Source organism: Parabacteroides sp. KHUB-03 (assembly GCF_056640975.1).
The window spans coordinates 1,259,994-1,286,722 of record NZ_CM153257.1 but is presented as its reverse complement, the minus strand read 5'-3'; the positions used below and the strand labels follow the sequence as shown (position 1 = coordinate 1,286,722).

The 26,729-nt window shown below is 36.9% G+C and carries 17 protein-coding genes and 1 CRISPR repeat array (1 of these 18 only partly in view); of the genes, 15 read left to right on the top strand and 2 right to left on the bottom strand.

Features of this window, described 5'->3' with window-relative positions; genetic code table 11:
* Positions 1-127: 127 nt before the first annotated feature.
* The 5 genes from ACYIB7_RS05560 to ACYIB7_RS05540 all read left to right on the top strand — a co-directional run bounded on the left by ACYIB7_RS05560 (position 128) and on the right by ACYIB7_RS05540 (position 7,780).
* Entirely contained in the window at positions 128-781 is a 654-nt protein-coding gene (locus ACYIB7_RS05560) for an RNA polymerase sigma factor (protein WP_480338304.1), read from the top strand.
* A 61-nt stretch (positions 782-842) separates the two neighbouring features.
* On the top strand, positions 843-1,943 hold the full coding sequence (locus ACYIB7_RS05555) for a FecR family protein (protein WP_480338303.1): 1,101 nt from the start codon (positions 843-845) through the stop codon (positions 1,941-1,943).
* A gap of 134 nt (positions 1,944-2,077) precedes the next feature.
* On the top strand, positions 2,078-5,473 hold the full coding sequence (locus ACYIB7_RS05550) for a TonB-dependent receptor (RefSeq protein ID WP_103983498.1): 3,396 nt from the start codon (positions 2,078-2,080) through the stop codon (positions 5,471-5,473).
* Between the two features lie 18 nt (positions 5,474-5,491).
* Positions 5,492-6,964, top strand: coding sequence for a RagB/SusD family nutrient uptake outer membrane protein (locus tag ACYIB7_RS05545; RefSeq protein ID WP_103983499.1), 1,473 nt, complete (start codon positions 5,492-5,494; stop codon positions 6,962-6,964).
* A gap of 3 nt (positions 6,965-6,967) precedes the next feature.
* On the top strand, positions 6,968-7,780 hold the full coding sequence (locus ACYIB7_RS05540) for a glycerophosphodiester phosphodiesterase (RefSeq protein ID WP_103983500.1): 813 nt from the start codon (positions 6,968-6,970) through the stop codon (positions 7,778-7,780).
* A 128-nt stretch (positions 7,781-7,908) separates the two neighbouring features.
* Here ACYIB7_RS05540 and ACYIB7_RS05535 read toward each other — a convergent pair whose 3' ends face one another.
* Both ACYIB7_RS05535 and ACYIB7_RS05530 read right to left on the bottom strand, forming a co-directional pair.
* On the bottom strand, positions 7,909-10,461 hold the full coding sequence (locus tag ACYIB7_RS05535; RefSeq protein ID WP_103983501.1) for a DUF5686 and carboxypeptidase-like regulatory domain-containing protein: 2,553 nt from the start codon (positions 10,459-10,461) through the stop codon (positions 7,909-7,911).
* A gap of 113 nt (positions 10,462-10,574) precedes the next feature.
* Positions 10,575-13,412, bottom strand: coding sequence for a bifunctional fucokinase/fucose-1-phosphate guanylyltransferase (locus ACYIB7_RS05530; RefSeq protein WP_480338302.1), 2,838 nt, complete (start codon positions 13,410-13,412; stop codon positions 10,575-10,577).
* A 247-nt stretch (positions 13,413-13,659) separates the two neighbouring features.
* Here ACYIB7_RS05530 and ACYIB7_RS05525 point away from each other — a divergent pair, with 247 nt between their 5' ends.
* The 10 genes from ACYIB7_RS05525 (at position 13,660) to cas2 (ending at position 26,231) form a co-directional block, all read left to right on the top strand.
* Positions 13,660-14,268 (top strand): master DNA invertase Mpi family serine-type recombinase, encoded by a 609-nt coding sequence (locus tag ACYIB7_RS05525; RefSeq protein ID WP_103983503.1) that lies wholly within the window; start codon positions 13,660-13,662, stop codon positions 14,266-14,268.
* 250 nt (positions 14,269-14,518) lie between these two features.
* Positions 14,519-14,980, top strand: coding sequence for a nucleoside-diphosphate kinase (gene ndk / locus ACYIB7_RS05520; RefSeq protein WP_103983504.1), 462 nt, complete (start codon positions 14,519-14,521; stop codon positions 14,978-14,980).
* 305 nt (positions 14,981-15,285) lie between these two features.
* Complete coding sequence (locus tag ACYIB7_RS05515) at positions 15,286-15,795, top strand: DUF4494 domain-containing protein (RefSeq protein ID WP_103983505.1); 510 nt, start codon at positions 15,286-15,288, stop codon at positions 15,793-15,795.
* Positions 15,792-16,460, top strand: a complete 669-nt coding sequence (locus tag ACYIB7_RS05510) for a YggS family pyridoxal phosphate-dependent enzyme (protein WP_103983506.1) — start codon at positions 15,792-15,794, stop codon at positions 16,458-16,460. The genes ACYIB7_RS05515 and ACYIB7_RS05510 overlap by 4 nt, the downstream gene beginning before the upstream one ends.
* A gap of 84 nt (positions 16,461-16,544) precedes the next feature.
* Positions 16,545-17,522, top strand: coding sequence for a dihydroorotate dehydrogenase-like protein (locus tag ACYIB7_RS05505; RefSeq protein ID WP_103983507.1), 978 nt, complete (start codon positions 16,545-16,547; stop codon positions 17,520-17,522).
* 171 nt (positions 17,523-17,693) lie between these two features.
* Positions 17,694-18,059 carry a MarR family transcriptional regulator gene (locus tag ACYIB7_RS05500; RefSeq protein ID WP_103983508.1) on the top strand — a complete coding sequence of 122 codons (366 nt, stop codon included), beginning with the start codon at positions 17,694-17,696 and terminating at the stop codon, positions 18,057-18,059.
* A gap of 65 nt (positions 18,060-18,124) precedes the next feature.
* Positions 18,125-20,563: a CoA-disulfide reductase gene (locus tag ACYIB7_RS05495; protein WP_480338301.1), complete on the top strand. Its 2,439-nt coding sequence runs from the start codon at positions 18,125-18,127 to the stop codon at positions 20,561-20,563.
* Positions 20,564-20,833: 270 nt separating this feature from the next.
* Positions 20,834-24,952, top strand: coding sequence for a type II CRISPR RNA-guided endonuclease Cas9 (gene cas9 / locus ACYIB7_RS05490; RefSeq protein ID WP_480338300.1), 4,119 nt, complete (start codon positions 20,834-20,836; stop codon positions 24,950-24,952).
* Positions 24,953-24,964: 12 nt separating this feature from the next.
* Positions 24,965-25,897: a type II CRISPR-associated endonuclease Cas1 gene (cas1, locus tag ACYIB7_RS05485; protein WP_480338299.1), complete on the top strand. Its 933-nt coding sequence runs from the start codon at positions 24,965-24,967 to the stop codon at positions 25,895-25,897.
* A gap of 1 nt (position 25,898) precedes the next feature.
* Entirely contained in the window at positions 25,899-26,231 is a 333-nt protein-coding gene (cas2, locus tag ACYIB7_RS05480) for a CRISPR-associated endonuclease Cas2 (RefSeq protein ID WP_480338298.1), read from the top strand.
* A 109-nt stretch (positions 26,232-26,340) separates the two neighbouring features.
* Positions 26,341-26,729: direct repeats of the CRISPR family, unit length 47 nt; unit sequence GTTGTATTCAGTATGTCAAAGATAATAGTTTGAAAGCAAATCACAAC (it continues 42 nt past the right edge of the window).

Below are 26,729 nucleotides of genomic sequence, written 5' to 3'. Positions count from 1 at the left end.
CCGCTATTAAAATGAAAGAGGTACAAATCAAAATATATGATTAAAAACCACATATTCCATTTGTAATTATTTTGAAATATATTTGAAAAAACAACATTATACTTTTGTCCTCATTAATTGTAGCAAAATGAAAAGATCTTCCGATGAAGCAATATGGGAGTTGTGCCTCAAAGGAGATAAAAGAGCTTTCGAAGAATTATATAAGCGATTTTATCCTCTTTTATATAATTATGGCTGTAAATTTTCTGCAGACAAAGATTTGATACGTGATTGCATACAGAATCTTTTTGTCCGTCTGATTCAAAACCACCGTACATTATCGAAAACAGCATTAGTTAAAGGTTACTTATTAAAAGCATTCAGAAATCATCTCTATGACATGCTTAAAGCTCAAAGTGAGCAAAAGGAAATGTTCCCTTGTATTGATGAAATACTCACATTTGAAAGCGAATCGGTTCTATCAGCCACAGATAAATCTGCTTCACTCAAATACGCGATTATGAAACTCGCTTTCATGGAGCTTCCATTACGTCAACAGGAAATACTTTATCTCTTTTATGTTGCAGAAGTTAGTCATGCTGATATATCTTCCGCTTTCGATATCAATTACCAATCCAGTAAAAATCTACTATATCGCTCCCTCATTAAATTTCGCGAATTATATTTTCTGAAATGGAAAGAGGCGCAGATACATGGAAATAAAGTAATTTCCATCATCCATACACCTAAAATCAAAGATATTGTAAACTGGCTAAACCCTGAATTTGCAAAAGAATGTTAACCATCCGCTTTTAACGAGTACCTTTTTCAAAACACCTCGTATTAATAAAAAAGATTGACGAGTGAACAAGAAAAAGAGCACATATAACAATTTATTTATCCATAAATCACAACAGTTTCTGTCACTTATTAAACAGACTGAAAAGATAAATAAAAAGGAAATAGACAACTCCTGGAAGGAGGTAGAAAAACAACTTTATGCAAAAACCTCTTCCCAGAAAAAAAGTACATTTACACGCACAATCTTTTGGATATCATACTCAGCCACAGCAATCGTATGTATCTTTCTTTCTCTGAATATTTACAATAACCACTTCAAAAACAATCATACTTTATCGACCCAACTACTGGATAACATGACAACTATCGAACGCATAGACGATATTTGTCTGATGACTCCTCAAACGCACATAAAGCTAAAAGACAAATCCATACTTCATTATAGTACGGATGGTTCTTTAACAATTCCCCGGGAACAAATCAAAGACTCAATACATGATGATATTCACCATAGTAAAATACAATTAAACCAAATAATAGTCCCTAAAGGAAAACGTACGGAAATCATATTTTCCGATGGAACCAAAGCTTATATAAACGCAGGAAGCCGAGTTATATACCCCCGGATATTCGACAAAAACAAACGGGAAATAGTGATAGAAGGAGAAGTCTATTTAGAGGTAGCGCCCAATCCCAAATCTCCGTTTATTGTCAAATCATCCAATTTCGACATAAAAGTACTGGGAACAGCTTTTAATGTATCTGCCTACAAAGAGGATAAAGCCGGATCTGTCGTACTGGTACATGGTAAAGTGGAAATAGAAACCACCCAGAAAGAAAAAATAGTACTTCAACCGGATCAATTGGCATATATCACACCAGAAAAAACGACTACACAAAATGTCAATGTACTTAAATATACAAGTTGGAAAGACAATTTACTGTTTCTGGACTCTGACAAAACAAGCGATGTCTTAAATCAATTATCCCGTTTTTATGGTGTCAACATAAATTATGCTACAGAAGTAGCCGATATTCCTATTTCGGGAAAACTCGATTTACGAAAAGACATAGAAGGTGTACTGAAAAACATAGAAGAATCTCTTTCATTAGAATGTAAAGGGAATAAAGAAACTGGTTTTTATTTATTCGTCGGGAAATAACATATTAATTACTAAAAACAAATGCCTATTGAAGAAAAAAGAAAAACAAAAAAAGACCGGATAATATTGGTCGTATTATCCGATCCTATGAATTCCCTAAAAAGTTACACATAAAAGAATTAGAAAACAAAGGTATGAAAAAAAGAAAACAGGTTAGTCTAAAAAAGACTAATTATCTAAAATGTATCTGTTTATGTACGACGGTGGCATCGTTTTCTATATTGCCGCTACACGGATACTCTGTATCACAGGAGAAATTTGAGTTAACAGAGAACCTGCAAAACATGTCTCTGAAAGATGTTTTTTCTTATATTGAACAAGAAAGCGGATATGTAGTTCTCTACCACAGCGACAAAATCAACATGAACCAAAAAGTTCATGTTGATCTGGAAAACAAACCTGTAGAAAAAATAGTGGAAGAAGCACTCAAAAACACAGGTATTACCTATATTATTAATAACAGGCAAATTGTTCTCCGTAAAGAAAAAGAGACTCAGTTTTCTTTAAAAAGCACTCCCACAACTTCACCTCAGCAGAAAAATATCATTATCAAAGGAAATATAAAAGATATTGCAGGAGATCCGCTTATCGGAGTCAATATTCTGGTGAAAGGAACGAGTATAGGAGCTATCAGTGACATCGACGGAAATTTCGAACTTGAAGTTCCTCAAGGTTGTACTATTATAGCTTCATATATTGGATATATAAACCAGGAAATCAAAGTCAACAACCAGAAAACTATCCAAATCATTATGCAAGATGATTTGAAAAAATTAGAGGAAGTTGTTGTTGTCGGTTATGGAGTTCAACAAAAACGTGATGTTACAGGCTCTATTGCAGCCATCAAAGGAGATGACCTTAAAAATTTACCCGTAGCACAATTGACAAATGCATTGCAAGGATTGGCATCAGGTATAGATATCGTATCTGACGGTGGCTCTCCCGGTGCGGAACCGACCATACGCGTACGCGGAACAGGAAGTATGAATGCCTCTAATCCTCTTGTAGTAGTAGACGGAGTTCCTTCGGGTAAAATATCGGATATAAATCCGAATGACATCGAAACAATAGAAGTCTTGAAAGATGCCTCTTCCTCTGCAATCTACGGAACGCGTGCAGCAAACGGTGTAGTTATCATCACAACAAAGAGGGGAAACAAAGAAACAAAAACAAACGTAGAAATCAATGCTTTTGCAGGTATAGCCAATGTTAGCAAAACATTAGACCTGTTGACTGCTCCTGATTTGGTGATGTTAAAAAAAGAACGCTATGCCAACGATAACATTCCAGTAAATACATTTTGGGAAAATCCTTACTACGGAGTTCAACGCACAAATTGGCAAGATGAGTTATTTGACCAGGGAAGTGTTTATAATGCGGATGTACGTTTAACCGGAGGCAATCAAAAATCAAACTTCATGTCCAGTATCGGATACTACAAAGAAAAAGGTATTATCACGAACTCAGATTTTGAACGTATATCTTTCCGCTTGAACTCAGACCACCAGATTACAGACCGGTTTAAAGTAGGACAAAGTGTGCAATATACCTACCGTAAATGGTATAATCCCAGTACGGCTTCTGTCTATAATGGAGTAGTATGGCAAGCTCTCCGGTTCAACCCGGCAATTCCATGCCGTATTGACGACGAACACTGGGGATCTGCTGTAGAGAATAATGAATTAGGAGATATAAACAATCCCGTATATGAGATATCTACAGAAAGGCATGAAAAAACCAACCACGGTTTACTGGCAGCCTTAACTCTGGATTTCAAAATCATAGATGATCTTGTTTTAAAAGGAAATGCAGCTTTCGATGGTACCATATATAATTACAAAGATTTTTTTCCACAAGTCACCGAACAGATGCGTAAAAGAAATGATGCCGAATTGCAGCAAGGATATCAAAACAGGTATTCATTTCTGGGCGAAGTATATCTTTCTTACCAAAAGAAGATACAAGAAAAACATAATATGAATATTATGGCCGGTTTCTCTGCCCAAAAAAACAAAGGTGATTTTTTTAACGCAACAAAGAAAAGTTTTGCAGACGAAAGCGATGATCAACTGGTTATGGATAACGGTTCCGTAATGGGAGCCATAAACGGAAATTATTATCCGGAGTCCTCCCTGGCCTCTTTCTTCGGACGCGGTTTTTATTCATTCAACAACAGATATTTATTGACATTGACATTCCGCGCCGACGGATCATCCAAATTTGCGCCGGGACAGCAATGGGGTTACTTCCCTGCATTTTCATTGGGTTGGAGACTTTCTGAAGAATCTTTCCTGAAAGATGTCAACTTTATTGATAACCTGAAATTAATCGGGGGTTGGGGACTACTGGGAAATCAAGACGTAGCAGACTTGCAGTATCTTACCATCATGAAAAAAAACATTGACTACGGCAACAAATACACCTTCGGTGCAGAACAAGTAGGCGGTGCCAAAATCAACAGCTTATCCAATCCTTTAATAACCTGGGAAAAGACAGGTATGACAAATATAGGAATAGACGGAACCTTTTTCGATCAGAAATTAACGGCTTCCGTGACATGGTTTGATAAGAAAACAGTAGATATGCTGGTCCCGACCGTAGCTATCGGGACACTGGGACGCGCCACCATACCTGACAGTAACATCGGAGAAATGAGAAACAGGGGCTGGGAAATTGAAGCAGGTTTTAGACAAGAGCTTTCTAATGGTTTTATGTACGACTTAAGTATGAATCTTTCTTTTGTAAAAAACAAGATTTTAAAGTTATACGGCAACAACAACTATATCGGTTCCGTTTCTTACGGACGCCAGGCTCAGGAAATATCACGCAGCTATGAAGGTAAACCCATCGCATCTTTTTATGGTTGGAAAACAGATGGTCTTTATCAAAACATGCAAGAGATACAAAACGACCCAAACATACAGAACGATCCTCAGAAAGGTAATATCACTCCGGGTGATGTCCGGTTTGTTGATATCAACAACGATGGTGTCATTGATGAAAAAGACCGTACATATCTGGGAGATCCGAATCCGAATACAATCCTAGGATTCCAGGCCAAGTTCGGATATAAAGGATTTGATTTATCATTAAACTTCATAGGCAGCTTCGGAGCCGAACTGTATAATGCAGACCGGATGCAAGGTCTGGATCCGAGTTATTCTTACAATATGTATGCAGAAGCATTGGGCAGATGGCACGGAGAAGGAACCAGCAATTCCATTCCTAAGATGTCAACACAACGGACTAACCTGAATCATCGTACTTCAGATTTGTTCATTGAAAAAGGAGATTATCTGAAACTAAAAACAGCCACATTAGGATACAATATTCCTAAACGGTTGACCCAACATCTCAGAATCAACGCCCTTCGTTTATACGTAACGGCAGAAAACCTGTTCACAATCACTCCATACACAGGTTATTCTCCCGAAATCGGCTACACGGATGGCAACAAGCAAAGAGGTGTTGACTATGCTCAATACCCTGCCAGCCGAAAATTCATCCTGGGATTGAAAGTTAATTTCTAATTTAAAACAATTACAGATATGAAACGAATAAATTTATATATAATAGCATGCCTTCTTACAGGGTATATGCTAACATCCTGTGAAAATTTCCTGTCTTCCGACCCCAAAGGTATCTATACAGAGGGAAATTACTTCAAAAACGAACAAGCTGTAGTGGATGCAGTTACCGGATTATATGGTATTTTAATAGTAGAAGACTTTGTTGCGCATGGAGACTATACATGGGATATCTGTTCTGACGATATGTTCCGGGCAGGCGACCATGCCGAAGACGAAGCTATAGAAACATTTACATTCGATACGGGAAATGCCCAGCTAAAAGCAGGTTGGAAATGGAAATATGAATTGATCTCGAGAGCCAACAATATATTAATTCATGTTCCATCTATGAATAATATTTCGGAATCCATAAAAAACCGCAGTCTGGGCGAAACATATTTCTTCAGGGCTTTCGCTTATTGGTGGCTTTATCTTCCGTATGGAGAAATACCTTTAATACTGGAGGATGACGTCAAAACGGCTAATTACAACAAGCCAAAAGCAAATATCGACGAAGTGCTTTCGCAAATAGAAAAAGACCTGAAAAAAGCAGCCGAATTGTTAGATGAAACGGCTTCTCCCGGAAGGATCAGCAAAGGGACAGCTTATGCTTACCTGACCCAGTTATACATGCATTGGTCTAGCTATAGCGGCAAAGAGAACCTGCTAAATGAGGCAATCTCTGCCGGAGAAAAGGTAATAAATAATGCCAACTATAAATTAGCAACAGATTATCAGGCCAATTTCAGGCAAAAATCCACACCTACTACAGAGATGTTATTATACGTAGCCTCTTCATCTACCTGGCGTAACACATCCACTATTTATTATTTTTCTCCCCGTGATTTGGGAGGCTGGAATTTTTTCCACCCACTTCCCAACTTATATGAAGCTTTCGGCAACGACCCGCGAAGAATCATGACCATGTGGGCTGCCGGAGACAAGATTCAAATAGGCAGTAAATTGCAGGATTATGATGCAAGCAAATCCGAAACAGGGTACCATTTCAATAAATATACTACCTTTACAAACGATGGTAAGCTCAATTTCGACTTGCTGATCCCTTTAATGCGTACATCCGATATTTACCTATTAGTGGCAGAAGCCAAAATTAGAAAATCGGGCACAGGGGCCGGCGACACAGAAATAAATACCGTGAGAGCACGTGTCGGCTTGCCTGCTATCAAGAACGCAGGAAAAGACGAATTAATAAAAGAACGGCGTCTGGAACTGGCGGGAGAAAACCGAAGACATTTTGACCTGGTTCGCTGGGATCGTATCAATTGGATAGATTTAGAGAAACTTTATGCCGATCCATCGTCATCCAACACCACAGATATAGGCCGTAAGAATTTCAAAAGACCTAAGAATTACTTTTTTCCGTTACCACAGGAAGAAATAGATAAAAGCTCCGGTATTTTGATTCAAAACAGTAATTACACAAATCTATAAATTATGAAGACTTACTTAATTCTAATCATCGGTTTACTCTCTGTTTTTATTTCAGAAGTAAACGGTTCCAACATTGACCGGAAATACCGGTTGATTGCCCATCGCGGCGGTGTTACAGAAAACGGTCTCTATCCTGAAAACAGTATTAGCGCTCTTGATGAAGCCATAAAACGAGGCTATACCGGAGTAGAAATTGATGTAAGACAAAGCAAAGACGGTAAACTATTCCTTTATCACAACCGGACATTCGAACAAGATTACGACTCGAAAGCAACCGGTTCGGAACTTACCTGGGCTGAAATACAAGCACTTCGTCCACTAAAAAGGAAAACCAATACAATTGTTTCAATGGAAGATTATTGCAATCATTGTAAAGGCAAAATAGAAGAACTGATGATCGATATAAAAATAGACAATCCCAGTCTCGAATTTTATCAGGAATTAGAACGGATACTCAGTCAGACCGGTTACCTGAAGTCTTCTTACTTTATTGGCCATGGCAACTATTTCAAAGGGAAAAGTTACATAACAATGCTGATCAGGGAAAAAGACGAATTCTTTAAAGCCAACGGCGAAAAAACAAAAGATTATTACTTTCTGTTTGCAGGCATTGACGAACTGAATTCGCGAATCATACAATGGTGCAAAAAGAACAACATTAAAATAATGGCTTGCGTTAATCGTCCATACAGGGTAGCAATGAATAACGACAATCTGCTGGATGCAAAAAAAGACATTGAATGGTTACAAAAATGGGGAGTAGTCGACTACCAGATTGATACAGACTATGACCTGTTCTTCAGGGAAGACGACTAAACACCGTGTTTGAATTTACATGTATCGAAAGATTTCATCGTAATGATTTTTATAACTCATAGTTATGATTTTGAAAAGTCATAACTATGAGTTCGTTTTTTTGCAAATCGGGATATACACAATTGACATCAGAATGTTAAATGCATACTGAACCGGACGCCACGTGTTTGAATGCCGGGATGATCTTTATAATTCAGACGCCAGACATAATCCAGGCGCAAAAATTTAAAAATATTCTCCACCCCTACTCCTACTTCCATATAAGGAGCCTTACCCATCGCATAAGAACCAGCCGGGAATAAATAAAGCCCTTCACCTCCATTTGCCGGATTATTCTTTTCAGTCAGGTTACCATATAATCCGCGAAACGAAAATACTTCACGCCACTTCAATTTTTTTATCAAAGGCAAACGGTTTAACAGAGCCCCGTTCATGAAGTAAGTCACATCCCATGATGCATATTCATCATTCAAAAACTCCATCGCATTCATACAAGTGTACGATTCGGGTTGTACCGTATACGAAAGGTTGGCATTCGGAATTATCAACAAAGGGTAAGGAACCTTATTCCAGACTTTACCGGCCTTACAAATAATGTCCGTATATCCGAATGCAGAGAACCAGAAACGTTTTTGAATTCCCACATCCGTACGGTTATAAGTATATGAAGATCCCAAAGCACCTTTAAGTGCTGTTATATGATTTACAGTAAACACCGGAGCATCCAACGTTATAGGATAACGATAATTCCGGGTTTGATAAAACTTTTCGTTCGGTGCAAATCTGAACTTAAACTCTAATTCTGTCATAGAATACGACTTCACCGGCGAAATCTCCTGATTTGCCCCAATACGATCAAACACGGCATACTCCGTAGCATATTCTTTCCTGTTTCTTAACACTGCACCATATGCCAAACCGTTGTAATGTTCACGATAATAAGTCAGTTCCGCCTTACGCAAATACGTAGCGCGGGTATCTTTCTGACGCTTCCATGCCAAAAAGATATTATCCTGATTCGTGTACATATACTGCTGCCCCAACTGATTGATATCATAACTATACTCAGCTCGTATGGAATGTACCGGAAATTCCTTTCGATATTCTTTCTTATCAATAAAAGAATATTCTGCAATGGCATCATATTTGATTTTTTCATCCTTTGTTCCGTAAGCCACGTAACCATCAAGGAAAAGCCTTTTGCTAAAAGCTGTAGTAGTTGTTCCTCCCACACGAAAACGTGCTCCTTCAATTGCATTACCACTGATAGTAGTATTCATAGGTCCGAACTCGAACTTGCTCTTCAGGGGATCTTTATTTGTTGCAATATACCCCGATACCAATATGGAAACAACCTTCTCCGTTATATAGAAAATAGGGACGGAACGTAATTTAGCCATTAAAGCTTCCACCGTATTTTGTTTGCGACGACCAGCCTCCAACGGCCTGTTATTATCCCAAAAATCCTCTGGTTGGCTGAATGCTTCTTTCACTGTAATAACAGGAGCACTTTGTTGAAAAACAGATTGATCTTCCGGAGGGGCAAAAGACTGATTAGAATATATATTGAGCCTGCGGGCATACATACCTTTTGACTTTTGGGACAATTTGAAATCTACATTTATATCATCTTTCGTGATAATGCGGGTACCATCCTCCGCCCTTTCAAAAGTTTGTTCGATAGTCATACCACCGACAAAGTTCAGATTTATATCTTTCGGTACATTCAGCTTCACCCTCTTGACAAAATAGGTGGAATCAAGAGTAATATACAAATGTCCCGTAAAACCGAACGTTTCCGAAGTAAAAGGGACAAAACCCAGATCAACACATTTACGATTGTCTATTTCCAACGTATCGAGCAGATAATACTTATAAAAATTAGGCCCCATTGTAGACAACGGGCTTACAAAACGATTCAAAAATAAAGGGATATCATTCTGAAAAATATTTACTTCACGAAAAACCTCATCCAAAAACTGTTGAATACCGTCACGCGAAAATATTTCATCAACACCCGCAGATTTTGAACCTTTAATCAACCGCTTCTCACTTTTCGGATCTTTCCTGAAATAAACCGTTGACACTTTTTCTTTTTCCGAAACCGGCAAAATTGTCGTTCCAATGTCTAATGTATCGATATAATCTACCAGGAAATCAAATTTACGGACTTTGCCATCCTGCCTTTTGGGTTTGGGCTGGAAGTCGTTCATGGCAAATACCATCTTTTCGTATTGGTCATACTGGAAATAATCATGATTACGGGGATCATTGCTTTCGCGCCTTTCTATCGCATTTTTGACGAAAGTAACAGCAGGGTTTTCTTTCTTGCTATACTTTTCTTTCTTAGGCTTTATTACAACCTCGGAAAGCGCAATAGAAACAGGGACTAATTGTACTTTAAACGTATTTGTTTTTCCCGGAATTACTTTTAATGTCTTTTCCGCATAACCCAAATATGAAACCTGAAGATTCCGGGGTTTGGATGACGTAGAAAATGAAAACTGTCCATCCAGATTCGTCGTTGTCCCAATAGTAGTACCTTCAAGCAATACCGAAACATACGGTAAAGCCTCCCCCGTAATAGAATCGGTAACAACTCCTCTTATTACAGTGTTTTGCCCATTAGCCGTCCAGGCAATCAGCATAAAAAATATCCAACAAATAAACCTTTTCACCATCACAACCAATATACCACATTAAAAACTCCGCAAAAGTATAACACCTTTCGGAATCCAAAATGTTCCAAATTACGTAGATAATATTCCAATTAGCTACAAACAAGTCTAAAACCTTAAGAACGGCTTATTTGCAATCCTTTATCCGATAAATTCATTTCCACAAACCGGGCATTCGGATTCTGAGGGGAAGCTGTTAATATTTTACGAATCTGAAGAGCAGCTTCCGGGCTCTTTGCTACCATATATAAATAGCCTCCTCCCCCTGCACCCGGCAACTTATACCCCCACGTAAAGTCTTTAATCCGGTTAATAATCTGCTCCACAGCCTGAGGATTAGTTCCTGAATCTAATGCTTTATTTTGTTCCCAGGTTTTACCCACTAATGTTCCATAAGTTTCAAAATCGCCACACTGTATTGCCTCATACATATCAAGAGCATGTTCCTTCATCTCCGAAAGCAAAGTCAGATGTGAATTGCTATTCAGGAACATTCCCCTTACAATTTCGGCTAATATATCCTTCGCCGTACGAGTTATACCTGTATAATACAACAAATGGCAAGCTTGATATTCAGGATCGGTAAACAAATATTCCGGCAACCACCTAACCAGAGGAGCCTGACTAAATCCTTCGCCGGTCTGGAGTATTTTTAGGCCATGAAGTATGCCTCCATACTGATCTTGCCATCCGCCGCCGGTAGTCAATAACTGTTCCAGAATAAGTGTACGGTTGCCTATTTCATTTTTATCCCAGGCCAAGCCACAAAAGTCGGATATTGCCCCCAATACCGTAGCTGCAAGAATAGAACTGGTTCCTAAACCCGAACCGGCAGGAATAGCCGCCAATAATGTAACTTCCAAGCCACAACCAAAGTTTTTCAATTGTTCTTCTAGCGAAGAATAATTTTCCAAGGCAAATTCAGGTACGAATCCAGCCAAAGCCAAAGCTGCTTTAGGTATGGAAAATGGAGAACCTACCTTATTATAGTTTCTGAGTTCATCCCAGGAAGTTATACATTCCATTGCCCCCAGGTCTATCGACCGTAAAATAATTTTATATTCATTCGATGGTTTTATATAAACCTGTAAAGGAGGTTGGCCATTTAATTCGATCGCCACATTTACCACGTTACCACCCGAGTACATACAAAAAGGAGGCGTATCTGTCCAACCTCCGGCCAAGTCTATCCGCACAGGGCTTCTACCCCAAACAATCTGATCGCGATATACATTAAGATGAGGATATTGTTTATCATCCGCAATAGATCCAATCAAACCATCACGTAATAAAGAAAAAGCATATTGTTGTTCGCTTGCAAAGTATTTTCCCTGCAATTGTAATACACGCGCTCTAAACATCCGATTGTGTATTCTTTTCATCAATGAAGCATCTTCCGGAAGTTGTTCCGGAAGATCTATATTGTTATTTACGAACTCCGCTGCGGCATCTGCCAGATCTAATTGATAAAAAACACTTTTCTCATGATTGGCCGCAAGCATTGGCCAATCTTTTTTTCTGAAAAATTCGCGTTGCTCTACCAAACGAAGCAAATTTGCTTTATCGGATAACTCATTGGCCGACATTTTTAGTGCAGACTTCCAAAGTTCTTTTCCCTCTGCCAATTCAGGTTCAGATATCATCCATCTCAAAAGAATACCTAAATCATCGACCGATTTACATATAGGAAATATACGGGCATTCTGAATATCATTACAAACAGGCAATTGTATTGCACGTTTCAAAGCCCATTCAATGACAGATTGCCCCATAAACGAAGTAGTACTATCTAGTAAACCGCCTTTGAACGCATCATTAAAGCCATAAGGACGGGCAACAAAATCTTTATCATTTACAGGAACCACATCCACACATGCACTCTCCGGCAGATTTAATGCCCAATTGTTTACAGGCACACCCGTAATTATGTGTTTACTATTTAACGTCCAATATTGACCTATACAACTATTTTCCACCCATAATTCAGAATTACCAACCGTCAATTTCTGATGAATTTCTGCATTCTGAACAAACATAGCTGGATGCGGTTTCACTTTACGTTGCATAATAGCCCGTTGGTCACGTACCAAGTTCTGCACAGCCAAAGTAGAAGAAATCAATTCACGGCTGGTTCCATAATGATAAAACTCACCTCCGGGTAAAGGCAATATGGCAACTCTCAATTTATTCAGTCCGGAATCTTTTATTTTAGGATTTTCACCAAGAGCTAAACCAAATTCAGAATAAAGATCATAGGTTTTCATCATGCCGTCACTCTGCTCATAAGAACGTTCCATCAGCAATTCAACAGCACGGTCGCTTAACAGCCAAATACCAATATCCATCAAAAACAGATGCGTTGCAGCCAACCTTCCTAATTCTTCCAAAGAAGGTTTTTGCAACATAAAGTCCAATTCATCCGGGGATTTCCGGCTGGACACAAAAACACCATGGTTTGTCGCTAATGCAGGTTCAACCCATAATCCGTAACAAACTACGTCTGCATCAGGTATTTCCTGTAAAGGCTGACTATTCCGGATATAAACATCACCGCTTGCTATTAATGTATGCAAAGACTCCGGAGCCTTTTGCATAATTTTCTCATATAAAGGCAATTGCAACGACAGCAAATTTTGAGATAATTTTTGCCCCCGTGCCCAACGAAAAACAGGAATCGGAGTTAACACTTTTCCCGACGGAGCATAACCGGGTAAACGCCGGCTTTGTCCTCCGGCATGAAGTAATATTCTTTTATCTGCAGATAACCATTCGGAAAAAGGCATCTCCTTTGCTTCGCTTTTATGGCACGACTCTAATAACCAAGTTGTTCCTCCCCCTGAACCTAAACGTGCACCGACAGGATCGGAAGTGCAAAACCATTCATTCGCATCAACTTTTTCTATTTTATGAAAGCAATCCACCAAATTAGGAGGCAAGGATAATAATTTTTTCATGACGTTTTTATACTAAAAGAACTCACTACACTAAGTAAATAGTCTATAAATTAGACCTGTAAAGGTACAAGTTTTATTTAATTTTTTCATTCTCCATACGTATTCATTTAAATTATCATTTTAAGAAAGGCATTAAATACCCTGCAAAAATTTAGAGTCCGATAAAAAAAGTTTGTTTTTACTAATCGACTCTTTGGATTAATACATAAAACGTATCTTACTTTGTATTTACTTAATATATAATAGTATGGTATACGGTTATGTAAGAGTCAGTACAGACAAACAAAGCACTGACAATCAAAGATTTGAAATTGAAAAATTCATCAAAGCTAGAAATATGCGTATTGATAGCTGGGTAGATGAAACAATCAGTGGGACGAAAGGTATATCCGAACGTCAATTGGGCAAATTGCTGAAGCAAATACGCAAAGGCGATATTCTTATTACAACTGAACTTTCCCGCCTTGGGCGTAATCTGATGCAAGTTATGAGTTTTTTGCATCAATGTATGGAAAGGGATATTATTGTTTTTACAGTAAAAGAGGGATACGAACTCGGTAATAATATTAACAGTAAAATTTTAGCATTTGCATTTAGTTTAAGTGCCGAAATTGAACGCAACCTCATATCTCAACGAACCCGCGAAGCTTTGGCCAGAAAGAAGACAGAAGGTACTAAATTGGGGCGCCCGAAAGGTCTCAGTCTGGATCAATGTAAACTAGCAGGTAAAGAAGAAATAATCCTGAAATTTTTAAAGGAGAAAAAAACGAAGTTATATATCAGTAAAAAACTGGGTGTCAACAGACAGACTCTACGTGATTTTATGAAAAATCATCTGGAATCGCCTCAGAAATAAAACCAGAATGGAAATTAGAACTTTTAACAACTTAGCAATTTTTTAACTTGTGTTAAATTAAGCAAGTTCCTCCATCCTTTTCTGCATTTATTTGTTTATTCGTATTAACTTGCAGAATTATATAAAGAAAATATGTTTGAAATATTTAAAAAGATACTTTTTCCTCTGTTTTTTACTATAGACAAAGATAGGATTATTTACACATATTTCGATTTGTATACTTTAGTTTAATCTCTTAATACAATTCTAAATGGAAAAAACACTCGTAATTTTAAAACCATGCACTGTTCAGCGCGGTTTGATCGGTGAAATTGTTTCTCGTTTTGAGAAAAAGGGGCTTCGTCTGGCAGGTATGAAAATGACCTGGTTGACTGACGAAATTTTAAGCGAACATTATGCACATCTGAAAGAAAAACCTTTCTTTCAGAGAATTAAAGATGCAATGAGCGTATGTCCTGTAATTGTATGTTGTTGGGAAGGTGTTGGCGCTATACAGGTTGTACGCACTTTAGCCGGTGCTACAAACGGAAGGAATGCAGCACCCGGAACTATCCGGGGAGATTATAGCATGAGTGTACAAGAAAATATTGTACATGCATCCGATTCGCCGGAAACAGCAGCTATGGAATTAAAAAGATTTTTCAATGATACAGAAATCTACGATTATAAGTTAAACAATCTGTTGAGTCTGTATGCCAATGATGAATTTTAATCATAAAATAGCCGGAATTGCAAGGTAAAAAACCTTTTCAATTCCGGCTATTTTATTTAGAAACTTACATCCTATCCTCTCGAACCGGATGAACAACCTAATTACTAATCTAAAAATCTAATACCATGAAAAACACACTACAACTTAATAACAAAAGCAGATTCAAAAAAGTTCCGGAAACGATCTCTTTTTCCATTTCATTCGAATGGAATAAAAGTTGACTTTATTGTATTTTTCCCCAATTGCGTCTATATTTGTACTTTTATTATCAACAAGAGTACAGACAAAATTAAAATGTATTAGATATGCATAATTGGTTTGAATGCAAAGTATCTTACGAAAAGATACTTGAAAACGGAATGCAGAAAAAGGTTACCGAACCTTACTTGGTAGATGCCCTGTCTTTCACAGAAGCAGAAGCTCGCATTATTGAAGAAATACGCCCTTTCATAACTGGCGAATTTACTGTAACAGACATTAAACGGGCTCGCCTTTCCGAACTATTCTTCAATGAAAATGGAGATCGTTTTTACAAAATAAAAGTCTATTTTATCACATTGGATGAAAAAAGCGGAGCAGAAAAGAAAACTGCCGCACAAATGCTTGCACAAGCTTGTACACTAAAAGAAGCTATTGCCGTATTGGAAGACGGAATGAAAGGAACTATGGCCGATTATACAATTGCCTCTGTTACTGAAACCCAATTAATGGACGTATTCCCGTTTGATGCAAACAGCATCCCTTCTGCTCCAAAAACGGGAGAAGAACTGATAGCCGAACAAAAGAAGCAGGCAGAAGAAAAGCAACAAATATGAGTATCACCCAGAATTTAGTACGACTGAAAGCTTCATTACCGGAAGGCATAAAGCTTGTTGCAGTATCAAAGTTTCATCCGGCAGAAGCTATACAGGAAGCGTATAATGCCGGACAACGCGTGTTTGGAGAAAGTAGAGCACAGGAATTGACTGCCAAACAGAAAGTACTGCCAGGAGATATTGAATGGCATTTTATCGGACCATTACAAAGTAATAAAGTAAAAGACATTGCTCCGTTTATTTATATGATCCACAGTATAGATTCTTTAAAGCTATTACAGGAAGTAAATAAACAGGCTGCAAAACAAAACCGGATCGTCCGCGTATTATTGGAAATACATGTTGCAGAAGAAGAAACAAAACATGGTTATACACCGGAAGAATGCAAAGAACTACTGGAAAGCAAAGCCCCTTTTGAATTGAAAAACATTTGTATATGCGGAATCATGGGAATGGCAACAAACACGGACGATACAGAACAAGTCCGTAAAGAGTTCCACTTGTTACACAATTTGTTTTTGGAAATCAAAGAGGCATACTTCAAAAATAACGAATATTTTACAGAGTTATCTATGGGTATGAGCCATGATTACCCAACTGCCATTCAAGAAGGTTGTACAATTATTCGTGTGGGAACCAGCATCTTCGGCGAACGTGAGTATTAGTCTTTTAACCATTTTAAATAACGGAGATAAAGGCTTGACAAAATAAATATCTATATTTGTAAAGTTAAACGAAATTAAATCGACATGATTGACATTAAAACCCAATATGCGGGACTTACACTTCGTAATCCGCTTATTGTTGGCAGTTCTGGGTTAACCAATAAAGCAGAACGCAACAAGGAATTTGAAAAAGCCGGTGCTGGTGCTATTGTATTGAAGTCTCTTTTCGAAGAACAGATTGAAATGCAAAGCGAAATACTTATGCAAGATTCCGATTACCCAGAAGCTGCTGACTACATTCGAGGTTATGTAAAAGCCAACCAGGTAAACGATTATATTGAACTTATCAAAAAATCAAAGGAACTTTGTACAATACCTATTATAGCAAGTATCAATTGCTATAAAGCCGATGCTTGGATTGATTTTGCCAAACAAATAGAACTGGCCGGCGCCGATGCCCTGGAATTAAATGTATTTTTCCTTGAAACTGAAATAGGGCAAGACTTTAATGAAATACGGGATCTTTACGTAAATATTATCCGTAAAGTTAAAGAGACAGTATCGATTCCGGTCATCTTAAAAATAGGAAAAAATTTCAGTAATATTCCGGATTTAGTTAATACGTTAAAGGTAAACGGAGCCGATGGAGTTGTCTTATTCAACCGGTTCTATCAACCGGATATTGATATTAATAACATGCAGTTAGTTTCGGGTAACGTATTTAGCAGCCACTCGGATCTGAGTGATACAATTCGATGGACAGCTATTATATCCGGAAAAATTCCGGGGATCAGCATTGCGTCATCAACAGGAATTCATGATTGGGAAGACGTTATCAAATGTCTTTTGGCTGGAGCATCTGCAGTACAAATGTGCAGTGCAGTTTACACACATGGATCGGAAATTATTTCGCAAGTACTTACCTGCATAGAAGAATGGATGCATCAGACACATTACCATTCGATTTCTCAATTTTGCGGAAAGCTGAATTATGCAAACATCTCCAATCCTGCAGTATATGAACGTTCACAATTTATGAAATATTTTTCTAACAGAGACTAGCAAATATCTCACAACAACAAAAGGAACCCGTCTGAAAAGTAATATTTGCATTTTACTTTTCAGACGGGTTCCTTTTATTTGTAAATAAGGCAAATAAAATATTTTCCACCAGACAATATTTTTATAAGAAATTATTTATATATTTGCAGCTATAATTCAATTTATAAGAAAATGGAGCCTATTTGCATTATAAAAGACATATATAAAACGCTGTATGCATTTGAAAAGACATTCACAGAAAACAACGATATAACAATCAATGAAGCAATGCTACTTTGTTGTTTGAAAGAGGGAGAATCAAAGTCTGCCGGAACGATTTGTGAATTTATCGGACTTTCCAACTCCAGAGTTTCCAAAGTAATTACAGCAGTGGAAAACAAAGGATTTATTCGCAGGAATATCAACAAAAACGATAAACGACAAATGTTTTTCTCTCTTACATCAAAAGGAAAAGAGAAAATACAACAAATGATGGAAAAGGAATTAAACTTTGATTTTCTTTTCAATCAATTACAAAATTGCATACAAAAGGAATAATCCCTTTTTTTATCAAATTATTTTCTACTAACAACTATGTATAGTATAAACAAAATAAATAAATTATGAAGTATTTGATTATTGGAGGCGTAGCCGGTGGAGCAACCGTAGCAGCCCGTTTGCGTAGAATGGACGAGAAAGCTGATATTATCTTGTTTGAACGCGGTAAGTATGTTTCGTATGCCAACTGTGGACTTCCTTATTATATAGGAGACACTATTAATGACAGAAACAAACTTTTCGTACAAACGGTAAAAGGTTTTACCGACAGGTTTCGTATCGATATTCGTACAGAACAAGAAGTAACAGCTATCTATCCCGACAAAAAACAAGTTGAAGTAAAAAATTTATCCACCGGAGAAATATATACCGAAACATACAATAAACTGGTTCTCTCACCAGGAGCAGAACCATTGCGCCCAGGTATCGAAGGAATCCAAAGTAAAAAAATATTTACATTACGAAACGTTCCCGATACAGATACTATAAAAAACTATGTAAATAAAGAAAAGCCCCAGCAAGCCGTTGTAGTTGGCGGAGGTTTCATTGGCCTGGAAATGGCAGAAAATCTCCACGAATTAGGCATTCATGTTACAATTATTGAAATGGCTAACCAGGTGATGGCACCATTGGATTATTCCATGGCAGCTATTGTTCACCAGCATTTGAAAGAAAAAAAAGTAAACCTGCTCTTGGAAGATGGTGTTGATCGCTTTGAAGAAAAAGGGAACAACATAATTGTGCACCTCAAAAGTGGGAAGCAAGTAATTTCGGACATGGTTCTACTAAGCATTGGAGTACGTCCCGAAACGAAACTGGCAAAAGAAGCCAACTTAACTCTTGGTAAACTGGGAGGTATTGAAGTCAATAAATATATGCAGACTTCCGATCCGGATATTTATGCTTTAGGCGATGCCATAGAAGTAAAACATCTGGTAACCGGCAAACCGGCATTAATACCATTGGCAGGTCCGGCAAATAAACAAGGCCGTATCGTGGCTGACAATATCGTTTTCGGTAATAAAGAAACTTATCAGGGAACTATTGGAAATTCCATTGCCAAGGTATTTGATCTGACAGTCGCGACTGCCGGAGCCAATGCAAAATTATTGAAACGTGAACAGATTATTTATTGTTCTTCTTATACACACTCTGCTTCCCATGCAGGTTATTATCCGGGAGCCGTACCTCTATCTATTAAAGTACTGTTTTCACCGGAAAGTGGTCAATTATTTGGAGCTCAAGTTGTAGGCTTTGGCGGCGTTGATAAACGCATTGAAATGATGGCACAGGTAATACAACGAAAAGGAACGATCTACGATTTAATTTCTTTGGAACAAGCCTATGCTCCTCCATATTCTTCTGCAAAAGATCCGGTAAACATGGCCGGATATGTCGCTGAAAATATCCTGACAGGAAAAGTCAAAGTAGTACAATGGAGAGACATCGCCAATTTAGACAAAGATACGCTTTTGGTAGATGTCCGTACCCGTGATGAATACAATCTTGGTTCTTTACCAGGAGCGATAAATATTCCGGTAGATGAATTGCGTGAACGTCTTTCCGAGCTACCAAAGGATAAACCCATAATAGTAAGTTGCGCTATAGGTCTCCGTGGCTATTTGGCTTATCGTATATTAGAACAAAATGGTTATACTAACATCCGCAACCTATCGGGTGGATACAAAACATGGCACACAGCAACGGCGAAAATAGCCCAACACAATAATTCTGTTCCCAACAAACCCATAATTGATGATGAGCCAGAAAGAACCTCAGGCAAATTAATCAAAATAGATGCATGCGGACTACAATGTCCGGGACCTGTCCTTCAACTCAAAAAGCATTATAGCGACCTCCAAACAGGCGAACGTTTACGTATTACAGCTACCGATCAGGGATTTGCCAAAGACGTTTCTTCTTGGTGTAATATGACTGGAGCCCGTTTAGTTGAAGTAGAAAATAAAGCCGGCATCATTCATGCAACCATAGAAAAAGGAGAAGCTAAAAATGCTTGCAAAATGATTACTAACGGAGACAATAAAACATTAATTGTTTTCAGTGATGATCTGGACAAGGCTCTAGCCTCGTTTGTTATTGCAAACGGAGCAGCTTCTACGGGTAAAAAAGTAACTATGTTTTTCACATTTTGGGGACTGAATGTCATAAAGAAACGAAAGAAACCGGCCGTATCAAAAGATATATTCGGAAAAATGTTCGGTTGGATGATGCCTTCACACAGTGGAAAACTAAAACTTTCAAAGATGAATATGGCAGGAGCCGGCAGTTGGATGATGCGTCTTATTATGAAACGCAAACATATCGACAGTTTGGAAAGCTTAATCACCCAAGCTACAGAAAACGGAGTGGAAATGATTGCCTGTACAATGAGTATGGATGTTATGGGTGTCAAAAAAGAAGAACTTCTAGACACTGTTACTTTAGGTGGAGTTGCCTCCTACCTTGAACGTACCGAAGAGGCTAATGTGAATTTGTTCATATAACCAACACAAATACATTATTCCTATTTTTAACCATTTCCAAAACTAACTCTGATAAGCCAAAAGGCTGCTTTTACAAGCAACTTTTTGGCTTTTATAATTCAAAAACAAAGGGCGAGTTGCCCCGCCCTAAATGTTTTCACAACGGAATGATCCTTATTGTGATTTGCTTCAAATTATCTTTGTATTAGCAAAGATATACATTTTTCAATAAGAACAAGAATATATTTACAGATATTTCTTATTTTTGAAAAAAACACAAATTTAATACAAATGAAAAAAATATTAGGTCTGGACTTAGGCACAAATAGCATTGGGTGGGCATTAGTAAATGAAGCAGAAAATAAGGAAGAGATATCTTCTATTGTAAAATTAGGAGTACGCGTTAACCCTTTAACTGTTGATGAACAAAAAAAATTTGAACAGGGAAAAAGTATTACTACAAATGCAGATCGAAGCCTTAAAAAAAGTATGCGAAGAAATTTGCAACGTTACAAACTCCGTCGCCAGAATCTTATTGAAGTACTGTGTAACAATGGTTTTATTACCAATAACACTATCTTATCTGAAAAAGGGAATTACACAACATTTCAGACCTATCGCCTACGTTCGAAAGCAATTACCGAAAAAATAACACTGGAGGAATTCTCACGCGTTCTTTTAATGATGAATAAGAAACGAGGATATAAAAGCAGTCGGAAAGTTCAATCAAATGATGAAGGAGAATTAATTGACAGTATGTCTATAGCCTTACAATTATATGAAAATGACCAGACTCCCGGCCAATTCTCTTTATCTTTATTAAGACAAGGAAAGAAACGTCTCCCTGCTTTTTACCGTTCTGATTTGCAATTAGAACTAAATAAAATATGGAATTTCCAAAAACAATTTTATCCAGATATTTTAACAAACGAATTCAAAGAACAAATTAAAGATAAAAGTAAACTGAATACCTCTAAAATATTTTTAGGCAAATATAAAATTTATACTGCGGACAATAAAGAGAAAAATAAGCAATTACAAGCTTATCAATGGCGTTCAGAAGCATTAAGCAAACAACTCTCATTGGAAGAAATTGCATTTGTAGTCAGTGATGTAAATGGAGCAATCTACAATTCGAGTGGTTATTTAGGCAACATCTGCAACAGAAGTAAAGAATTATATTTCAACAAACAAACCGTAGGACAATATTTAATGGCAGAATTGGATAAAAATCATAATTACAGCCTTAAAAACAAAGTATTCTATCGCCAAGACTACTTAGATGAATTTGAAAAGTTATGGGAAACGCAAGCTTTGTATCATCCGGAACTCACTTCAAAATTAAAAAAAGAAATAAGAGATATTATCATCTTTTATCAACGCCCTCTGAAAAGCAAAAAGGGATTAATTGATTTTTGTGAATTTGAGAGCAAAAATATAGAAATAACCTGCGACGGTAAAAAAAAATTGAAAACAGTTGGCCTTCGAGTATGTCCTAAATCCTCTCCTTTATTTCAGGAATTTAAAATCTGGCAGGTACTTAACAATATAATAGTAACAGAAGGAAGAAACCACAAACGTTTCCTGGAGCAAGAAGAGAAAGAACGGCTTTTTGCTGAATTGAACTGGAAAGAAAAACTATCTAAAGCCGAAATTTTACAATTATTATATGTAAAGCCGATAGGTATCGATTTAAATTTTAAAGAAATAGAAGGTAATCGGACACAAGCCGCACTACTCAATATTTATTTGAATATTATCGAAGCTAGCGGACATGACAGATCAAATTTATCCCAAATGTCTATGCCAGAGGTTGTAGATGTTATAAAATCCATATTTAATGGTTTAGGATACAATACTGGTATTCTATCCTTTGACTCCTCATTAGAGGGCAAAAAATTTGAAGAACAACCCATGTACAGGTTATGGCATTTGCTTTATTCTTTTGAAGGAGATGACTCCAAAACCGGAAATGAAAAATTAGTGAATAAATTAATTGAACTATATGGATTCGAGAAAGAATATGCCATTTTACTTGCAAATATTACCTTCCAACCTGATTACGGAAGTTTAAGCACTAAAGCTATACGCAAAATATTGTCATTCATGAAAGCTGGACATGAATATAGTCTAGCTTGTGAATATGCTGGATACCAACACTCAAAAAGAGCATTGACTAAAGAAGAACTGAACAAGAAAGTTTACAAAGATAGACTATCCCTCCTGCCTCGTAATAGCTTGAGAAATCCTGTTGTAGAAAAGATACTCAATCAAATGATTAATGTCGTCAACTCTATTGTAGAGACTTATGGAAAACCGGATGAAATTCGCATCGAATTAGCAAGAGAATTAAAAAAGAACGCTAAAGAGCGGGAAAAAATGACAAATAGCATTAGAAAAGCTACAAGTGAAAAAGAAGAATATAAAACAATCCTGCAAAAAGAATTTGGACTTGCAAATGTAAGCCGCAATGATATTATACGTTATAAGTTATATTTGGAATTAAAAGAAAATGGCTATAAAACATTATATTCAAACACTTATATTCCCAGAGAAGAACTTTTTAGCAAAAAGTTCGATATTGAACATATCATTCCACAAGCCAAATTATTTGACGATTCATTTTCCAATAAAACGCTTGAAAGTCGCAATGTAAATATTGCAAAAAGCAATACCACCGCTTACGATTTTGTGAAAAATAAATATAGTGAACAGGAATTATCTGATTATGAAGAAAGGATTCATAGGCTCTTCAAAAATAATTCTATCAGTAAGGCCAAACACGACAAATTGCTCATGGAAGAAGCTAATATTCCAAGTGGATTTATAGAAAGAGATTTACGGAATTCACAATATATCGCAAAGAAAGCACGTGAAATACTGGAAAATTTAGTAAAGTTTGTCGTACCCACTATTGGCTCTATTACAGACAGGTTACGTGAAGATTGGCAGTTGGTGAATATCATGCAGGAGTTAAATTGGGAGAAATATAATAAGCTTGGGCTCACTGAAATTTATGAAGATAAAGATGGTCGGAAAATACGCCGAATCAAAGATTGGACAAAACGCAATGACCATCGGCATCATGCCATGGACGCCTTGACAATCGCTTTTACGAAACAAAGTATCATTCAATATCTAAATAATATAAATGCAAAAAGCGATAAGTCTGGAAGCATTTATGGCATTGAACAAAAAGAATTATATAGAGATGAACACAATAAGTCAAGATTCATTCCTCCAATGCCATTAAATACATTTAGAGCAGAAGCCAAACGACAGTTAGAAAGTATTTTAGTCTCAATCAAAGCGAAAAACAAAGTTGTTACACAAAACACCAATAAAACAAAGAAAAAAAATGGTCTAAATACAAAAGTACAACTTACCCCACGTGGTCAGTTGCATAATGAAACCATATATGGAAGCATTAAGCAATACGTCATTAATATGGAAAAAGTAGGTTCAAATTTTAACTCTGAAAAAATATTGCAAGTAGCCAATAAAGAATACCGCGAAGCTTTATTGCATCGTTTAACTATATTTGATAACAACCCCCAAAAGGCATTTACGAGAAAAAACAGTTTGGATAAAAATCCAATCTACTTGAATAAACTTCAAACTAAACAAGTTCCATCAATAGTAAAAACAGTTTCATTGGAAACCATTTATACGATTCGTAAAGAAGTCTCTCCTGATTTGAAAATAGAGAAAGTTATTGATGCCCAAATTCGTCGGATTTTAGAAGCACGATTATATGAATATAAAGGAAATGCTAAGCAAGCATTTTCTAATTTGGAAGAAAATCCCATTTGGCTAAATAAAGAAAAAAATATTGCTATTAAACGAGTAACAATAAGCGGTGTCAGCAATGCAGTCGCTCTGCATGACAAACGAGACCATAGCGGGCATCCTATTCTTGATGGAAAAGGCAAGAAACAACCGGTTGACTTTGTAAGTACTAATAATAATCATCATGTAGCTATTTATAGAGATGCAAACAACCATTTACAGGAAAATGTCATTTCTTTCTTTGAAGCTACAGCTCGTGCGTCTTTGGGATTACCAATTGTGGATAAAGAATATAAAAAATCAGAAGGATGGATATTTTTATTTTCCATGAAACAAAATGAATATTTTGTTTTCCCAAATAAAGAGGCAGGTTTCGATCCAAGTGAAATAGACTTAATGGACCCCGATAATTATACACGAATTAGTCCGAATTTATTTAGGGTGCAAAAAATTACAACAAAAGATTATGTATTCAGGCATCATTTGGAAACAACAGTTAATGACGTAAAAGAACTACAAAACATCACTTGGGTCAGATTTCAATCCTTAACTGATATAGATAAACTAATTAAAGTAAGAATAAATCATATCGGTCAAATTATTTCCATTGGAGAATATTAAAACGAAACAACCATGATAAAAAGCACATTATACTTTGGAAATCCGGCATATCTATCATTGAAAAATAATCAATTGGTTATCAAGCTCCCTGAAGTAGAAAAAAATAATACTTTACCGGATAGTTTCAAAAGAGGCGCGGTCATAAGTAAGCCTATAGAAGATATAGGAGTTGTTGTTTTAGACAACAAGCAAGTTACAATAACTTCCGGGGTCTTAGAGGCTCTTCTTGAAAACAACTGCGCTGTTATTACATGCGACAATAAAAGTATGCCGGTTGGACTCATGTTACCTTTATGTGGAAATACGACCCAAAACGAACGTTTCCGGGATCAACTGGATGCTTCTCTACCATTAAAAAAGCAGCTTTGGCAACAAACGATCAAGATGAAAATCGATAATCAAGCAACAGTATTGTCTAAAAGTCAAAATTGTATAACTAAAAATATGCGCGTATGGGCTAAGGATGTCCGAAGTGGAGACCCTGATAATTTAGAAGCTCGCGCGGCAGCCTATTACTGGAAAAATTTATTTCCTAAAATCGAAGGTTTTACCAGAGACAGAGAAGGGATTCCACCCAATAATTTATTAAATTATGGATATGCCATCTTGCGTGCTGTGGTTGCCAGAGGATTAGTGTCAAGCGGCTTACTACCGACTTTAGGCATCCATCATCATAATCGTTATAATGCCTATTGCTTGGCAGATGACATAATGGAACCTTATCGCCCGTATGTTGATGAATTAATAATCAACATTATAAACAGTGAAAGTGACATTGCAAATCTATCAAAAGAAATAAAGGCTAAACTATTAACAATCCCGATTTTAGAAATTTCTGTAAACGGGAAACGTAGTCCTCTCATGATTGCCGTAAGTCAAACTACAGCGTCATTATACAAATGTTTTAGTGGTGAACTTCGCCACATAGCATATCCGGAAATGTAATATGAATAGATTTAGTGAATATCGTATTATGTGGATTCTTGTATTTTTTGATCTTCCGACAGACACAAAAAAAGAAAAGAAAGCCTATGCTGATTTCCGAAAGAATTTGCAGAAGGACGGTTTCACTATGTTTCAATTTTCTATCTATATACGCCATTGCGCAAGTGCTGAAAATACAGACGTGCACATAAAAAGGGTTAAATCTTTTCTTCCACCCAATGGTCAAGTTGGTATTCTATGCATAACGGATAAACAATTTGGCAACATTGAACTTTTCTTTGGCAAAAAAGAGCAACCAATTAATACTCCCGGCCAACAATTAGAACTTTTCTAAAATAAGAAATCCTGCTTGTGAGGCAGGATTTCTTACTAAATTACAACTACTTTTTCATTTTCTAATCATGCATATTAAATACTGAATTACAGCCAATTGTACACAGTCTGTTGTATTCAGTATGTCAAAGATAATAGTTTGAAAGCAAATCACAACGTTACATCGTTAGTATCGGTTATATACTGGTTGTATTCAGTATGTCAAAGATAATAGTTTGAAAGCAAATCACAACTCGTTTAAAACCTTCCCTTGAACAGAACTTGTTGTATTCAGTATGTCAAAGATAATAGTTTGAAAGCAAATCACAACGAGTTTTGCGTGAATAGCTGGCGGATATTTGTTGTATTCAGTATGTCAAAGATAATAGTTTGAAAGCAAATCACAACTAAACCCGGTTTGAACTTGCACGTTCATGTGTTGTATTCAGTATGTCAAAGATAATAGTTTGAAAGCAAATCACAACTAACATGTAATGCATATTAAACTCCTTTCTGTTGT

Excerpts from the sequence above, each read along its gene's own strand:
- ACYIB7_RS05500 (WP_103983508.1), top strand. The coding sequence starts at position 17,694 with ATGGAGCCTATTTGCATTATAAAAGACATATATAAAACGCTGTATGCA.
- ACYIB7_RS05515 (WP_103983505.1), top strand. The coding sequence starts at position 15,286 with ATGCATAATTGGTTTGAATGCAAAGTATCTTACGAAAAGATACTTGAA.
- cas1 (WP_480338299.1), top strand. The coding sequence starts at position 24,965 with ATGATAAAAAGCACATTATACTTTGGAAATCCGGCATATCTATCATTG.
- ACYIB7_RS05530 (WP_480338302.1), bottom strand. The coding sequence starts at position 13,412 with ATGAAAAAATTATTATCCTTGCCTCCTAATTTGGTGGATTGCTTTCAT.
- ACYIB7_RS05560 (WP_480338304.1), top strand. The coding sequence starts at position 128 with ATGAAAAGATCTTCCGATGAAGCAATATGGGAGTTGTGCCTCAAAGGA.
- ndk (WP_103983504.1), top strand. The coding sequence starts at position 14,519 with ATGGAAAAAACACTCGTAATTTTAAAACCATGCACTGTTCAGCGCGGT.
- cas9 (WP_480338300.1), top strand. The coding sequence starts at position 20,834 with ATGAAAAAAATATTAGGTCTGGACTTAGGCACAAATAGCATTGGGTGG.
- ACYIB7_RS05495 (WP_480338301.1), top strand. The coding sequence starts at position 18,125 with ATGAAGTATTTGATTATTGGAGGCGTAGCCGGTGGAGCAACCGTAGCA.
- ACYIB7_RS05545 (WP_103983499.1), top strand. The coding sequence starts at position 5,492 with ATGAAACGAATAAATTTATATATAATAGCATGCCTTCTTACAGGGTAT.
- ACYIB7_RS05550 (WP_103983498.1), top strand. The coding sequence starts at position 2,078 with ATGAAAAAAAGAAAACAGGTTAGTCTAAAAAAGACTAATTATCTAAAA.
- ACYIB7_RS05525 (WP_103983503.1), top strand. The coding sequence starts at position 13,660 with ATGGTATACGGTTATGTAAGAGTCAGTACAGACAAACAAAGCACTGAC.
- ACYIB7_RS05505 (WP_103983507.1), top strand. The coding sequence starts at position 16,545 with ATGATTGACATTAAAACCCAATATGCGGGACTTACACTTCGTAATCCG.
- ACYIB7_RS05540 (WP_103983500.1), top strand. The coding sequence starts at position 6,968 with ATGAAGACTTACTTAATTCTAATCATCGGTTTACTCTCTGTTTTTATT.
- ACYIB7_RS05510 (WP_103983506.1), top strand. The coding sequence starts at position 15,792 with ATGAGTATCACCCAGAATTTAGTACGACTGAAAGCTTCATTACCGGAA.
- cas2 (WP_480338298.1), top strand. The coding sequence starts at position 25,899 with ATGAATAGATTTAGTGAATATCGTATTATGTGGATTCTTGTATTTTTT.
- ACYIB7_RS05535 (WP_103983501.1), bottom strand. The coding sequence starts at position 10,461 with ATGGTGAAAAGGTTTATTTGTTGGATATTTTTTATGCTGATTGCCTGG.